The sequence below is a fragment of the Kribbella sp. NPDC051770 genome (assembly GCF_040681455.1).
GTDB lineage: Bacteria > Actinomycetota > Actinomycetes > Propionibacteriales > Kribbellaceae > Kribbella.
Map to the genome: position 1 here is coordinate 302,934 of NZ_JBFAYT010000007.1, position 14,225 is coordinate 317,158.

The window sequence follows — 14,225 nt, forward strand, 5'->3', positions numbered from 1 at the left end:
TTACATAAGATATGTAACGTCGAGTCTGGAAGACTGTCAAGCGTGGAGGGACAGCAGGCATCCGAGGAGTACACGGTCGACCAGCTCGCCGCGAAGGTGGGCATGACGGTCCGCAACGTGCGGGCGTACGCCGGACGCGGGCTGATCCCGCCGCCCCGGCTGGTCGGCCGGACCGGGTACTACGGCGCCGACCACGTGGCGCGGCTCACGCTGGTGCGCGAGCTGCTCGACAAGGGCTACACGCTGGCCGCGGTCGAGCGGATGATGAGCGAGCTGCCGGACGGCGCGCTCGCGCTCGGGGTGTTCGAGACGCTGGTCAGCCCGTGGTCGCCGGCCGAGCCCGAGGTGATCACCGAGCAGCAGCTGGCCGAGCGCGCCGGGATCCCGCACGACGCGAAGACGATCGAGAAGCTGATCGAGCTGGGCATCGCCGAGCGCGTCGAGGACGACCGGCTCCGGATCCCGAACCCGGACCTGCTCCGGACCGGCCTCGAGGTGATCAAGCTCGGCGTCCCGCTGGACGCGATCTTCGAGATGCTGCCGAAGCTGTTCGAGCAGGCCGACCAGGTCGCGAAGATCTACGTCGAGCTGTTCCGCGGCACGGTGTGGCGGCAGTTCGCCGACGCGGGCCTGCCCGCGGAGGGCTGGCCGGAGATCCAGCGCACGCTTGAGAACATCATCCCGCTGGCCGGCCAGGCCCTGGTCGCGGCGTTCCGCGAGGCGATGGGCCGCGAGATCGAGGTCGCGGCGTACGAGGAGCTCGGGCTGCCGCCGAACGACCTGCCCAGCACCGGCTGAGGCCGACTCGCTCTGCGGCTTCCGCCCTCACCCCCGGCGGACGAACTGCGGCATTTGCAGGATGTTGTGCGGGTACGGCAGCGGCTTCTCCCCCGCCTCGGTCAGCCGCTGCATCTGCTCCTCCTCCAGCGCCCACCCGACAGCGCCCAGGTTATCCGCCAGCTGCTCCGGCGTACGAGCGCCGATGATCGGCGCGGTCAGCCCCGGACGCTGCATCACCCACCGCAGCGCGACCTGCGCCGGCGTCTTGCCGGTCTCCTCAGCGACCGCGACCAGCGCGTCGATCACCCGCCACGTCCGCTCGTTGTCGTGCGCCGCCCAGTCCTCAGCGCTCGACCGCGATCCGGCCGGCGGCCCACCAGCAGCCTTCGTGTACTTCCCCGACAACCACCCACCAGCGAGCGGGCTCCAAGCGATCACCCCGGCGCCCTCGTTCAGAGCGACCGGGATCAGATCCAGCTCGGCATCCCGATCGAGCAGGTTGTAGAGCGGCTGCAGCGCGACGTACGGCTCCAGCCCGCGATGCCGCGACAGATCGATCGCCTTCTGGAACTGCCACCCGGTCAGGTTGCTCGCACCGATGAACCGGACCTTCCCGCTGCTCACCAGCAGGTCGAGCGTCGTCAGCGTTTCCTCGATCGGCGTCGCGTCGTCCCAGACGTGAATCTGGTACAGGTCGATGAAGTCGGTCCCCAGCCGCCGCAGGCTCGCCTCGACACCAGCCATCACGTGCTTGCGCCCAGCACCACGCACCGGCAGCCCAGGCGCGGCTTCGCCGTACACCTTGGTCGCGATCACCAGCTCGTCGCGGTCGCGCGTCTTCAGCCAGCTGCCGATCATCTCCTCCGAGACCCCGCCGGAGTAGGTGTCCGCGGTGTCGACGAACGTCCCACCCGCGTCGACGAAGGCGTCCAGGATCCGGTGCGCGGTGGGCTCGTCGGTGCCGCCGCCGAACGTCATCGTGCCAAGGCACAGCTCGCTGACCTGCAGGCCGGTCCGGCCGAGAAAGTTGGTGTCCATCCGGCCACTCAACCTGCTGGAGCGCGCTCCAGGTCAAGGCCCCGGTTTCCGGAACACCTGAGCGCACAGTTAGCGTAGCGTCGCACACTGTGACTCGCCGGGGTTGAGGACGTTCATGAAGAAGCTGGTTCTGGCAACCGTGACCGTTGCCGCCGTGGTCGCTGCCGCGCTCGTCCCGTCCGGCCCGCCGGTCCAGGCCGCGCAGCAGGCCAAGGCCAAGGCCGCTGCGCCGGGCTTCGGCTCCGCCGTGTCCTCCGTCGCGCGCCCGACCTGGCAGACCGACGACAGTGTGAACGCGCTCGCGACCGCCGGCAACACCGTGTACGCCGGGGGCCTGTTCACCCGGATCCGCCCGGGCGGCAAGGCGATCGGCGAGGGCGAGGCCGTGCGCCCGTACGTCGCCTCGTTCAACCGGACCACCGGCGCGCCGAGCGGCTGGGCGCCGCGCCTGAACGGCGCCGTCTGGTCGATCGCGACCAGCGCCGACGGCCGCTGGGTGGTGATCGGCGGCGACTTCACCAGCGTCGACGGCGTACCGCGCAACCGGGCCGCGATGTTCAACGTCGCGAACGGGCAGCTGACCAGCTGGAACCCCTCGGTCAGCTACCGGGTCTCCGCGCTGGCGATCTCCGGCAACACCGTCTACCTCGGCGGCTCCTTCGGCCGCGTCGCCGGTACGACGCGCAACCGGCTCGCCGCGGTCTCCCTCAACGGCGCGCTGCTGCCGTGGAACCCGGACGCCGACGACGACGTGCACGCGATCGACCTGACCGACGACGGGCGCCGGGTGCTGGTCGGCGGTGGATTCACGAAGGTGGCCGGCGGCAACCACTACGCGCTGGCGATGCTCGACCCGATCAACGCCAAGGCGTACCCGCTCCCGGCCGCGGAGGCGATCCCGCCGCCGACCGACGAGTGCGTCAGCCGGGTCAAGGACATCGACACCCAGGGCAACCGGATCTTCGTCGGCAACGCCGGCAGCGGTCTCGGCTGCTACGACGGCATCCTGGCCGCCGACACCAAGACCGGCAAGCTGGTCTGGCAGAGCAAGTGCCTCGGCGCGACGGAAGCGGTCAAGGCGATCGGCGGCTGGCTCTACAAGGGCTCGCACGCGCACGACTGCAGCCAGGACCGCAGCTTCGGCGACGGCAGCGGCATCCGGCACCTGCTCGTCCAGAGCACGACGACCGGCAAGTTCGGCCCCTGGTTCCCGAACACCGACGTCGGCGGCACCACCGAGGTCGGCCCGCTGGCCTTCACCTCCGGCGGCAACGACCTCTGGGCCGGCGGCGACTTCCTGTCGGTCAACGGCAAGCCCCAGCAGGGCCTGACCCGCTTCACCAACGCCGCCGGCGGCGCGCTCCCCACCCGCCCGGCCGCCCCCAAGGTCACCAGCCCCGCCAAGGCCCGGACGACGGTCACCTTCCCGGCGGTCGTCGACACCGACAACATCACCCTCACCTACACCCTCTACCGCGGCACCACCAAGCTCGGCACCTGGACCCGCAACTCCTACCCGTGGTCCCGCCCGACCGTCACGACGTACACCGACACGGGCGTCCGCAGCGGCCAGCTCCCGGCGTACCACGTGGAGGTCACCGACGGCCGCACCCGCACCAAGGGCACCTCGGCGACGGTCAGGGTCCGGTAGCCCGGGGTACCGGGGACTGGAATCCGACTGAAGGAGCTCCCGGTGAACACGTTCCGCAAGGGCGACAAGGTGGAGTGGGACAGCCACGGCGGTACCGCCCAAGGCACCGTCGAGAAGAAGCTGACCGAGCGCACCCACGCGGGCAAGCGCACGGTCGACGCCTCACCCGACGAACCGCAGTACCTGGTCCGCAGCGACAAGTCCGGCCGGACGGCGGTCCACAATCCGTCGGCGCTGCGCCGCCAGTCCTAGACCTTCGTACGGCGTACCGGCTCGTCCTCGAAGTCGCCGAGGTCGCTGTCCCAGTCGTCGTCCTCGACGCTCGCCTCCTTGCGGCGGGCGATCCGGACGAAGGCGGCGATCAGGAGGATCGGGCCGAGGAACATCGCCAGCTCGGGGATCCCACCCATGTGCTGGGCGATCATGAGGCGGTCACCAGGGCGATGCCGCCGGCGGTGAACGCGACCATGGCGGCCAGCATCGGGTACTGCGCGCGGCGCATCTCGCGGCGGCGGAACAGCAGGGTCGCGCGATCGTGCGCGGACACGACCCCGAGTACGTGTCCGAGCACGATCGCGCCGATCTGGACCCCGGCGATCAGTCCGGTGCCGAGAACGCCGTAGTCGATCCCGGTCGTGCCGACGCCGAGCAGGTCCCAGCCGCGACCGAACGGGTCGGTCGCGAGCAGGACACCATCCTGCCCCTGAAACACCGCGAAGGAGAAGTAGTGGGCCACGGCGTACCCGATCGCGATCGGGACGAGCGAGTGCGCGAAGGCGCCGGGGAGGCCGGCGTTGCCGAGGGCACCGGGACGGACGGAGGCGGAACCGGTCGCTCGGGCGGCGCCGAGGAAGAGGGCGGTCACCAGGGCGATGCACGCCACCAGACCGAGCGTGTAGACGAGCACGTGGTTGGAGTCGCTGGTCAGCGACGTCCAGGCGCTCCAGCGGGAGATGCCGTCGAAGGCTGTTGACCCGAGCAACAAGCAGAGGAGCGCGACCAGGCCGGGCTGCTGCGGCATGGTCGCGAGGCCGGCCAAGGGGTCGCGCAGGACGAGCTGCCGCTTCTCGCGGCCGAGCGGGCTGAGGCGGGCGAGCACTTCGGCGTACACCTCGAAGCTGTCGCCGACCGCGAACCAGCGCGGGCCGTAGACGATGCCAGCGGCAACGTTCACGACGGCGTACGCCGTGACGAAGGTGGCGACCACGAGCGGGTCGGAGCCCTCGGGGTAGACCAGTTCGAGCCACAGGAAGCCGAAGAGGCCGGCGGCGGCCGGCCAGTAGGCGATGCCGCTCGGGAGCTGTCGGTGGGTCCGTCGAGGGATCACCGCCGCGAGCGTGCGCAGCGGGTTGGCCAGGCGCCAGACCGGGCCGAAGAGCAGCGAGAGCGGGATGATGCCGACCCAGATCCACACGTAGAGCCAGGTCGGCGCCGGGTTGAGCGCGGGCGACGTACTGCCGAACCAGGCGGCGCCGAGCAGCAACGCCAACGCGAGAACACCCAAAACCTTGAGCGCCCACCGAACGAGCTGCGTGTCCACCAACTGGGTGAGCACGCGAAGCGGCGTACCGGCTGCGACCTCGAAGCGGGGTCTCGACCAGAACGCCGCCAGCGCGAAGAACGACACCGCGACAGCGGCCGCCGCCGAGTAGATCGCCAGCCACAATGGCACCGGCAGGTCCCCACGCCCGCCGATTCCGTGCAAGGGGATCATGGACCCGAATGTAACACGCTCTATGTCACATAGCTACTGTCTGATACTCCGACCGATCGAACCGCCGGGTCAGCTGCCGGAACCGGAAGGTGAACGACGGCCACAGCGTCGTGTTCCGCCCCTGCGCGTCCAGGTACCAGCTCGTGCACCCGCCGCGGGTCCAGACCGTGTTCCGCATCGACGACCGCACCCCGTCGACGAACGCCCGCTGCACCTCGGGCCGCACCTCGACCTGCCGCAGCCCCTCGGCGTCCATCGTCTTCAGCGCGTCCAGGATGTACGCGATCTGCGACTCGATCATGAACACCATCGAGCTGTGCCCGAGGCCGGTGTTCGGGCCGATCAGCAGGAAGAAGTTCGGGAAGCCCGCGACCGCCGTACCGAGGTGTGCTTCCATCCCGTCCGACCACGCCTCGCGCAGCGTCACGCCGTCGCGGCCGTGCAGCATGTCCATCACCGGCAGGTCGGCGACCCGGAAACCGGTGCCGTAGATGATCGTGTCGACCTCGTGCTTCACGCCGTCGCCGGTGACGATCCCGGTCGGCGTCACCTCGGTGATCGCGTCGGTGACCACGGAGACGTTCGGCCGCGCGACCGCCGGGTAGTAGTCGTCAGAGATCAGCACCCGCTTGCAGCCGAGGGTGAAGTCCGGCGTCAGCTTGGCCCGCAGCTCCGGGTCGCGGACCTGCTGCTTCAGGTGCTTCTCGGCGACCTTCTGCGCCTGCGTCATGATCGCGGGCAGCTTGGTGAACCCGAGCGCCATCGTCTCGCGCCCCCAGTAGATCGCCGTCCGGACGGCCTTCTGTGCCAGCGGGAACCGCCTGTACACGGCCTTCTCGGCCCGGCTGATCTTCCGGTCCGGCCGCGGCATCACCCACGGCGGCGTCCGCTGAAACAGGTGCAGTTCCTCGACCTCGGGCTGGATCGCCGGCACGAACTGGATCGCCGACGCGCCGGTCCCGATCACCGCGACCTTGCGGCCGCTCAGGTCGAGGTCGTGGTTCCACTGCGCCGAGTGGAAGACCTCGCCCTCGAACGACTCGATCCCGTTGAGTTTCGGGTACGCCGGCTCAGCCAGCGGGCCCATCCCGGACAGCAGGATCTCGGCGGTGAAGTCGCCTTGGTTGGTGTGGATCAGCCAGTGGTCGTCGATCCAGTGCGCGTCCTGGACGGCGTGCCCGAACCGGATGTGCGGCCGGACGGCGAACCCGTCGGTGACCTGGTGCAGGTAGGCCTCGATCTCGGGCTGCGGCGAGAACGTGCTCGACCACTCCGGGTTCGGCGCGAACGAGAACGAGTACAGGTGCGAGGGCACGTCGCAGCGGCAGCCCGGGTAGGTGTTGTCCCGCCAGGTACCGCCGACGTCCTGGGCCCGCTCGAGCACGACGAAGTCGTCGTACCCGGCCTGCTTGAGCCGGACCGCCATCCCGATTCCCGCGAAGCCGGTGCCGATCACGACGATCCGGTGCTGCTGAGGCATGCGCTCGCCCTTCGTCGAAAGAACTTACTCCCAGTAAGTTACTCCGAGTCAGTTAGACTCCACAAGTGACCTCGACCACGCCGCCGATCCCACCGGGCGCGCCGTCCGGCGACGCTCCGGTCAGGCGGAAGCGCGACCGCGCCGCCCGCGAGCGGGAGATCCTCGACGCCGCCGAGCGGATCTTCGGCGACCACGGCTACCAGGGCACCTCGATGGACGAGATCGCCGCCCAGGTCGGCGTCAGCAAGCCGCTGATCTACCAGTACTACGGCTCGAAGGACGGCCTCTTCCTCGCCTGCCTGTCCCGCCTGCGCGCCAAGCTCCTCGACGCGGTCTCCGAAGCCGTCCTGGCCGCTCCCGACGCCGAGCAGGCCATGTACGCCGGTTTCGTCGCCTGGTTCCAGTTCCTCGACGACCACCCGCGGTCCTGGTCGGTGATCGTCGACGAAGGCATGCTCTCGGCCGGCCCCGCCGCCCAGGCCGCCGACGAGGTCCGCGCCGACTTCGTCGAGCTGATCGCCACGATGGTCCGCCTGAACGCGCCGTCGACCACGGACGAGGAGGAGATCCAGATCGTCGCCCAGACCATCTCCGGCGCCACCGAACGCCTGGCGATCTGGCGGACCCGCCTGGAGTTGCCGCCCTCCCCGGAGAAGACCGCGAGAACCCTGCAGGACCTGCTCTGGCAAGGGCTGGCCAACCTGCAGCAGCCCTGACCACGAGGCGGTCGGCCCTGACCACGGGCCGGTCGGCCCAGACCGACGCTGCCTGTGGATAACCCAGCCCCGCTGCGCACCTTCGCTTGTAAACTCAACAAGGAAAGAGCAGGCGGGGGCGGCGGGCCTCCGAGCCCGTGATCTGATCGACCTGTGCGCGTTCCACCCACTGCCATGGTTCTCGGCGGCGTCGTCTCCGTCCAGTTCGGCGGCGCTCTCGCGGCGACCCTGATCAACGAGATCGGTGCCCCCGGCACCGTCGCCGTCCGGCTCGCGCTCGCCGTACCGATCCTGCTGCTGATCGCCCGCCCGACGCTCCGCCGCCGCTCCCGCCGCGACCTCGGAGCGGTGCTTGCCTTCGGCACCGTCCTCGGCCTGATGAACCTGTGCTTCTACCTGTCCCTCGAACGCCTCCCGCTCGGCGTCGCGGTGACCATCGAATTCATCGGCCCGCTCGGCCTGGCTGCCGTCATGTCGCGGCGCCGCCGCGACTTCGTCGCCGCCGCGGCCGCCGCGATCGGCGTCGTACTGGTCAACGGTCACGAGCTCTCCGAGGTCGACTGGCTCGGCGTCGCCTTCGCCGCCGCGGCCGGCGTCCTGTGGGCCGGCTACATCCTGCTCAGCGCCGAGACCGGCCGCCGGTTCGCCCAGCTCGACGGCCTCGCGCTCGCGATGGTCGTCGCCACCGCGATCACCGTCCCGGTCGGCTTCGCGACCACGACCGACCTGATCCACTGGCGCACGATCCTGATCGGCCTCGCGATCGCCGTACTCTCCTCGGTCCTGCCCTACTCCCTCGAAACCCTCGCCCTCCGCACCATGCGCCCGGCCGTCTTCGGCATCCTGATGAGCCTCGAACCAGCCGTCGGCGCCACCGCCGGCTACCTGATCCTGCACCAGCTCCTGACCCCGGTGCAGCTCGCCGGGATGGCCTGCGTCGTCGGCGCCTCGATCGCGATCACCCGCACCTCACAAACCGAAGCCCCCGACCTCTGACGGATGTCACGGTCACCTCGTGACGCCCGATCCAGGCTCGCGACGGCCATTCCCAGGAGCATTCCGGGTATGACGACAACGACTGCGGTCACCCTCAGCGGAGTGACCAGGAGGTACGGCGAAGTACAGGCTGTGGCCGGGGTGGACCTCACGATCCGGTCGGGCGAGGTCGTGGCCCTGCTCGGCCCGAACGGCGCCGGCAAGTCCACCACGCTGGAGATCCTGCTCGGGCTGGTCCGCCCGGACCAGGGCACCGTCCAGCTCTACGGCAAGACGCCGGTCGAGGCGATCGCGGCCGGGCAGGTCGGCGTGATGCTGCAGAGCGGCGGCATCATCGAGGACGCCAAGGTCGGCGAGCTGATCGACCTGGTCGCCGGGCTGCACAAGGACCCGCTGCCGGTCGCCGACGCGCTGCAGCGGGCCGGTATCGCGGACCTGGCCGGGCGCAAGCTCAAGGCGCTGTCCGGCGGGCAGAAGCAGCGGGTCCGGTTCGCGATGGCGATCGTCGCGCAGCCCGACCTGATCGTGCTCGACGAGCCGACCACCGGGATGGACGTCGAGTCCCGGCGCGACTTCTGGGCCGCGATGCACGCCGAGACCGCGCGCGGCCGGACGGTGCTGTTCGCGACCCACTACCTGGAGGAAGCCGACGCGTACGCCGACCGCGTGGTGCTGATGCGGGCCGGCAAGATCGTTGCCGACGGCACCGCCGCGCAGATCAAGGCGAGCGTGTCCGGCCGGACCATCCGGGCGACCGTGCCGGGTGCGGACCTGGCCACGCTCGCGACGCTGCCCGGCGTACGGAACGTCGAGACGCGCGGTGACGTGGTGCTGCTGCAGTGCGCGGACTCCGACGACACCCTGCGGTACCTGCTGGCCAACACGCCGGCCCACGACATCGAGATCACCTCGGCCGACCTGGAGGACGCTGTCCTCGCGATCGGCGCGGCACAGGAGAGCAACGCATGAACCTCGACTACCTGAAGTTCGACATCAAGCGCACGCTGCGCAACCGCCGCGTGCTGATCTTCGCGGTGCTGATGCCGCTGGTGCTGTTCCTGATCTTCGGCGCCACGCTGCACTCCTCGGACTCCGAGGGCGGGATCTCGGCGATCGCCTACGTGATGGTGAGCATGGCCATGTTCGGGTCGATGAACGCCGCGATGAGCAGCGGCGGCGTGATCGCGATGGAACGCGACGGCGGCTGGAACCGGACGCTGCGGCTGACGCCGCTCAAGCCGCAGGCGTACGTCGCCACGAAGGTGATCCTGTCGCTGCTGCTGGCGGTCCCGCCGCTGCTGGTCGTCTTCCTGGCCGGGATGATCATCGGCCACGTCGACCTGAGCGCCGGCCAGTGGATCTCGGTCGCGCTGGTCTCCTGGCTCGGCGCGCTGCCGTTCGCGGGCCTCGGCCTGGTGATCGGGTACGTCGCCAAGCCGGACAGCGTGCAGCCGATCACCGGCCTGACCACGATGCTGATCGCGGCCTTCGGCGGGCTCTGGCTGCCGATCGAGCAGATGCCGCACGTGATGAAGACGATCGCGCAGCTGACCCCGGCGTACTGGACCGGCCTGAGCTCGCGCAGCGCGCTCTCGGAGAGCGGACTGGACATGCACGCGGTCTGGATCGTGCTGGTGTGGACCGTGGTGCTGGGCGCGATCGGGCTGCGTCGCTTCCGCGCGGACACCGCCCGCGCCTGAGCACCGGGTACTACCGTGACGAGTGTGAAGACCGAACCGAGTGCGGTGAGCGCGCCGGCCGACAGCCTCCGGGCCGGGCGCCCGCCGAGTCGGTGGGGCTGGCTGGCCGCCGGGATCTGGCTGTTCTACCTCGGCAGCCCGTTGCAGCAGATCGCCAAGCACAGCCACGGGATGACCCGGATCGTCGGGTTCCTGGCGCTGCTGCTGTTCGCGGTCAGCTACATGGCGTTCTTCGTCTGGATCCGGCGGGTCGGGCTGAACGCCGGCGGGATGGCGCTGTGGCAGCGGCTGGCCTACCTGATCGGCATGCTCGCGCTCGGCGCGCTGATGGTGCCGGCCGCCGGCCAGACCGTGCTGACGACGCTGGTCTACATCACCGCGATCGCGATGGTCTCGCTGGAGCTCCTGGTCGCCGTCCCGATCGTCCTGGTCCTGCTCGGCGGCGCCGAACTGTCGATGCGACTCGTCCCCGGCTGGCACGACGACAGCAGCTACGGGCTCGCGATCTTCCTCTCCGCACTGGCCGTGTTCGGGTTACGGCGAGCGATCCAGCGCTCGATCGAACTGTCGATCGCCCGCCAGGACTTCGCCGAGCTGGCCGTCCAGGAGGAACGCAACCGGTTCGCCCGGGATCTGCACGACATCCTGGGCCACTCACTGACGGTGATCACGGTCAAGGCCGAGCTCGCCGGCCGCCTGATCTCCGCGAACCCGTCGCGGGCCGCTCAGGAGGTCGCGGAGGTCGAGCAGCTCGCCCGCGCGGCGCTGGCCGACGTACGGGCTGCTGTCGCTGGGTATCGCGAGCTGAGCCTGGCCGGTGAGCTGGTGTCGGCTCGCGCGGCGCTGGAGGCCGCGGAGATCCGCGCCGATCTGCCGACGACGGTCGACGACGTCCCTGAGTCGCACCGGGAGCTGTTCGCGTGGGTGGTGCGTGAGGGCGTCACGAACGTCATTCGGCACTCGGGCGCTCGCAAGTGCAGTGTCCGGTTGAGTGCGCAGCAGATCGAGGTACTGGACGACGGTCGTGGGCCGACGACCTCCCCGGGTGGTCACGGGCTGATCGGCCTGCGCGAGCGCGCCGACCAGGTCGGGGCCACGCTCTCCGTCGGCCAGGCGCCGGGTGGCGGGTTCCGGCTGGCTGTCAGAGTGGGCCCGTGAGCATCCGACTGCTGATCGCCGACGACCAGGCGCTCGTCCGCGGCGCCCTCGCGGCGCTGCTCGACCTCGAACCCGACCTCGAGGTCGTCGCCGAGGTCGGCCGCGGCGACCAGGTCCTCGAGGCCGCCCGTACGGCGAAGCCGGACGTCGCGCTGCTCGACGTCGAGATGCCGGGACTGGACGGGATCGAGGCGGCGGCCGCGCTGCGGGCCGCCGTACCGGCTGTCCGGATTCTGATGGTGACCACGTTCGGCCGGCCCGGCTACCTGCGCCGCGCGATGGAAGCCGGCGCCGCGGGCTTCGTCGTCAAGGACACCCCCGCCGCGCAGCTCGCCGACGCCGTACGCCGGGTGCATCAGGGTCTGCGCGTCGTCGACCCGTCGCTGGCCGCCGAGACGCTCGTCGCGGGGACGAGCCCGCTGACCGCCCGCGAGTCCGACGTACTGCGGGCGGCTCGTTCAGGCGGGACCGTCGCGGACATCGCCCGCGAGCTCCACCTCTCCGAGGGGACCGTCCGCAACCACCTGTCGTCAGCGATCGGCAAGACCGGCGCCCGGACCCGCGCCGAGGCCGCTCGCATCGCCGTCGACAACGGCTGGCTGTAGGTACCTCCGGAAGGCGGCCAACGCCTCCACATCCCAGCCGTGGCCGTCGGTCCCACGCTCGTCGGCCGACACCACGCGTGCGCTGCGGTAGCACTGCAGCGCCTGCTCGACGACGGGCCGATGCTCCTCCGGCAGGTGAGCGATTCCCCACTCGCCGCCCTCCTCCTTGCTCACCACCACGCCGGACTCGCGCACCATCAGCACCCGGCACGCGTTCAGCACCCCGTAGTACGGCTCCTCGGTGAGATCCACATCGTCGAGATCCGCCTCGATCGCCGCCAGGTACTCCTCCCGCGGCACCTCCGCGAACACCTCCGTCGGGGCCGGCCCACTGATCGCCACCCCGCGCGCCCTGACGACCGTCACGTGCGCCGCCAGATCGGGGTCGGTCCCCGGCCCGGCGTACTCACCGTTCAGCGCCTTCTCCGTCCAGTACGCCGAGTAATGCACCTCGAACTCGTGCCTCCCCGCCGCGGCCTGGCGCTCGGTCAGCACCGACACCTCCAGGTCGCCGAGCATCGGCCTGGTCCTGGAGCGCTCAGCGAGCACCCGCGCGGTCCGCTCCCGCTCCCCCGGCGTCAGCGCCTCGGGGACCACGACCAGCACGTCCACGTCGCTCTTGGCCCGGTAGAAGCACCCCATCGCCAGCGACCCGTGCACGTACACCCCGCTCGGCTGCAGCCCGGTCGCCGCCAGCGCCTCCCCGACGTACCGCCGGATGTCCTCGTCGCAGGACGCCCACGACTGCGCACGGTCACGAGGATGCGGTACGTCGTACGTCATGAGCCGACCGTAGCCAGGTCGGCGAGTTCGCGCTCTTGCTTTTCCCACCGCCGCGCGGCTTAGGCTGACCCTCAGGGGAAGGGAAGTCGCCATGACGATCGAACAGTTCAGCGCCCGGGGCCGCCTGGCCGACACCGGCGAGGGCATCACCACCGACGAGCTCCAGCTGGCCGCCCGCAACCACGGCATCCCGCTGGAGGCGCTGCGCTACGACCTGACGCCGCCCGGGCTGCACTACGTGCTCGTCCACTACGACATCCCGCTGACCAACGCCTTCGACTGGCGCCTCACCGTCGATGGTTGCGTCGAGCAACCGATCGACTTCGGCCTGACCGAGCTCCGCGCGATGGGCCGGCAGACCGTCCGCGTCACCCTGGAGTGCGCCGGCAACGGCCGCGCCCAGCTGCACCCCCGGCCGATCAGCCAGCCCTGGCTGATGGAGGCCGTCGGCACCGCCGAGTGGACCGGAGTACCGCTGGCCGCGCTGCTCGAGGCCGCCGGCGTACGGGCGGACGCCGTCGACGTGGTCTTCACCGGCGCCGACCACGGCGTGGAACGAGGCATCGAACAGGACTACCAACGCGGCCTGTCGGTCGCCGAGGCCCTCGACTCCAACGCCCTGGTCGCCTGGGAAATGAACGGCATGCCCCTCCCACCCCAACACGGCTACCCGCTCCGCCTGGTGGTCCCCGGCTGGTACGGCATGGCGTCGGTCAAGTGGCTCCGCTCCATCGAGCTCATCGACCACCCCTTCACCGGCTACCAGAACGCCGAGGCCTACCGCATCCGCACCGAGCCCGACGAGCCCGGCGTAGCCGTCACCCGCATCGAACCCCGCGCGCTGCTCATCCCACCCGGCCACCCCGACTTCATGACCCGCCACCGCTTCGTCGCCGCCGGCGAGGTCCTGCTGCAAGGCCGAGCCTGGTCCGGCTGGGCCCCCGTCGACCGCGTCGAGATCTCCACCAACGCCGGCGCCACCTGGCAAGACGCCACCCTCGATGCCTCCAGCAACGAAGACCTCGCCTGGCGCCCCTTCACCTTCACCTGGCAAGCCACCCCCGGCGAACACATCCTCACCGTCCGCGCCCACGACAAGTCCGGCCGAGTCCAACCCATCGAAGCCCCCTGGAACCGAGGCGGCTTCGCCAACAACACCGCCCAACGCCTCACTGTTCTGGTTCGGTAAACCCGCGTGTCGCTCCTGGGATTGCCCACCCTCCGTCACATCATCAAAGGAGGGCAACGCACCGATTCCTTCTCCCCAGGAGCGATCCGCGCGATGAACGATCTGAACCTGCACGCGAGAATCTTCCGCACCGGCACGGCGTGGTACGCCGACATCGACGACCTCGGCGACCCGCTCCCGGAAGACCCGTACTGGTACGGCCTCTACGACTCCCAACCAGCCGCCGTCGAGGCCGCCTGCACCCGGATCGCCAGTCTCAGCACGACCCAGTGCCACCGCCTCAGCCACGGAGCACTGACCGCCTGAGCGGAATCGCGGCGATCGTCAGCATTCCCGCGAAAGAGCTCTCCACCAACACCTGATCGTCCGGGTAGTACAACCAGCACTCCGCCGAGCGCTCCGCAATCCAGTCGGC

16 protein-coding genes are annotated in these 14,225 nt (G+C 70.3%); 11 read left to right on the forward strand and 5 right to left on the reverse strand.

Features of this window, described 5'->3' with window-relative positions; genetic code table 11:
- The first annotated feature begins 42 nt into the window (after positions 1-42).
- Positions 43-798, forward strand: coding sequence for a MerR family transcriptional regulator (locus AB0M01_RS24260; RefSeq protein WP_363673135.1), 756 nt, complete (start codon positions 43-45; stop codon positions 796-798).
- A gap of 27 nt (positions 799-825) precedes the next feature.
- On the opposite strand, the gene AB0M01_RS24265 is transcribed toward AB0M01_RS24260, so the two are convergent.
- A complete protein-coding gene (locus AB0M01_RS24265) occupies positions 826-1,818 on the reverse strand; it encodes an aldo/keto reductase (RefSeq protein WP_363673137.1) in 993 nt (330 codons plus the stop codon).
- A 115-nt stretch (positions 1,819-1,933) separates the two neighbouring features.
- Between AB0M01_RS24265 and AB0M01_RS24270 the strand changes: the two genes are divergently transcribed.
- Together AB0M01_RS24270 and AB0M01_RS24275 are read left to right on the forward strand one after the other, a co-directional pair.
- The gene (locus AB0M01_RS24270; RefSeq protein ID WP_363673139.1) at positions 1,934-3,469 is read left to right on the forward strand and encodes a fibronectin type III domain-containing protein; all 1,536 of its coding nucleotides are present in this window, start codon (positions 1,934-1,936) and stop codon (positions 3,467-3,469) included.
- A gap of 42 nt (positions 3,470-3,511) precedes the next feature.
- A complete protein-coding gene (locus tag AB0M01_RS24275) occupies positions 3,512-3,721 on the forward strand; it encodes a DUF2945 domain-containing protein (RefSeq protein ID WP_363673141.1) in 210 nt (69 codons plus the stop codon).
- On the opposite strand, the gene AB0M01_RS24280 is transcribed toward AB0M01_RS24275, so the two are convergent.
- Genes AB0M01_RS24280 through AB0M01_RS24290 form a run of 3 tightly spaced genes read right to left on the reverse strand, consistent with a single transcriptional unit; the run spans position 3,718 to position 6,663 of the window.
- Positions 3,718-3,894 carry a hypothetical protein gene (locus AB0M01_RS24280; protein WP_363673143.1) on the reverse strand — a complete coding sequence of 59 codons (177 nt, stop codon included), beginning with the start codon at positions 3,892-3,894 and terminating at the stop codon, positions 3,718-3,720. The two genes, AB0M01_RS24275 and AB0M01_RS24280, sit on opposite strands and share 4 nt — an antisense overlap.
- The gene (locus tag AB0M01_RS24285; protein WP_363673145.1) at positions 3,891-5,183 is read right to left on the reverse strand and encodes a hypothetical protein; all 1,293 of its coding nucleotides are present in this window, start codon (positions 5,181-5,183) and stop codon (positions 3,891-3,893) included. The genes AB0M01_RS24280 and AB0M01_RS24285 overlap by 4 nt, the downstream gene beginning before the upstream one ends.
- Positions 5,184-5,208: 25 nt before the next feature.
- Positions 5,209-6,663 carry an NAD(P)/FAD-dependent oxidoreductase gene (locus AB0M01_RS24290; protein WP_363673147.1) on the reverse strand — a complete coding sequence of 485 codons (1,455 nt, stop codon included), beginning with the start codon at positions 6,661-6,663 and terminating at the stop codon, positions 5,209-5,211.
- Positions 6,664-6,728: 65 nt separating this feature from the next.
- Between AB0M01_RS24290 and AB0M01_RS24295 the strand changes: the two genes are divergently transcribed.
- The 6 genes from AB0M01_RS24295 to AB0M01_RS24320 all read left to right on the forward strand — a co-directional run bounded on the left by AB0M01_RS24295 (position 6,729) and on the right by AB0M01_RS24320 (position 11,838).
- Positions 6,729-7,379 carry a TetR/AcrR family transcriptional regulator gene (locus tag AB0M01_RS24295; protein ID WP_363673149.1) on the forward strand — a complete coding sequence of 217 codons (651 nt, stop codon included), beginning with the start codon at positions 6,729-6,731 and terminating at the stop codon, positions 7,377-7,379.
- A 153-nt stretch (positions 7,380-7,532) separates the two neighbouring features.
- Complete coding sequence (locus AB0M01_RS24300) at positions 7,533-8,375, forward strand: EamA family transporter (RefSeq protein WP_363673151.1); 843 nt, start codon at positions 7,533-7,535, stop codon at positions 8,373-8,375.
- A 69-nt stretch (positions 8,376-8,444) separates the two neighbouring features.
- Positions 8,445-9,344 (forward strand): ABC transporter ATP-binding protein, encoded by a 900-nt coding sequence (locus tag AB0M01_RS24305; protein ID WP_363673153.1) that lies wholly within the window; start codon positions 8,445-8,447, stop codon positions 9,342-9,344.
- The gene (locus AB0M01_RS24310) at positions 9,341-10,075 is read left to right on the forward strand and encodes an ABC transporter permease (protein ID WP_363673155.1); all 735 of its coding nucleotides are present in this window, start codon (positions 9,341-9,343) and stop codon (positions 10,073-10,075) included. The genes AB0M01_RS24305 and AB0M01_RS24310 overlap by 4 nt, the downstream gene beginning before the upstream one ends.
- Positions 10,076-10,099: 24 nt before the next feature.
- A complete protein-coding gene (locus tag AB0M01_RS24315) occupies positions 10,100-11,233 on the forward strand; it encodes a sensor histidine kinase (protein WP_363673157.1) in 1,134 nt (377 codons plus the stop codon).
- A complete protein-coding gene (locus AB0M01_RS24320) occupies positions 11,230-11,838 on the forward strand; it encodes a response regulator transcription factor (RefSeq protein ID WP_363673159.1) in 609 nt (202 codons plus the stop codon). The genes AB0M01_RS24315 and AB0M01_RS24320 overlap by 4 nt, the downstream gene beginning before the upstream one ends.
- Here the strand turns inward: AB0M01_RS24320 and AB0M01_RS24325 are convergent.
- A complete protein-coding gene (locus AB0M01_RS24325) occupies positions 11,764-12,621 on the reverse strand; it encodes an aminoglycoside adenylyltransferase domain-containing protein (protein WP_363673161.1) in 858 nt (285 codons plus the stop codon). The two genes, AB0M01_RS24320 and AB0M01_RS24325, sit on opposite strands and share 75 nt — an antisense overlap.
- Positions 12,622-12,712: 91 nt before the next feature.
- On the opposite strand from AB0M01_RS24325, the gene AB0M01_RS24330 reads away from it, so the two are divergent.
- Positions 12,713-13,810 (forward strand): sulfite oxidase, encoded by a 1,098-nt coding sequence (locus tag AB0M01_RS24330; protein WP_363673163.1) that lies wholly within the window; start codon positions 12,713-12,715, stop codon positions 13,808-13,810.
- 93 nt (positions 13,811-13,903) lie between these two features.
- The gene (locus tag AB0M01_RS24335; RefSeq protein ID WP_363673165.1) at positions 13,904-14,116 is read left to right on the forward strand and encodes a hypothetical protein; all 213 of its coding nucleotides are present in this window, start codon (positions 13,904-13,906) and stop codon (positions 14,114-14,116) included.
- Positions 14,117-14,225 lie beyond the last annotated feature (109 nt).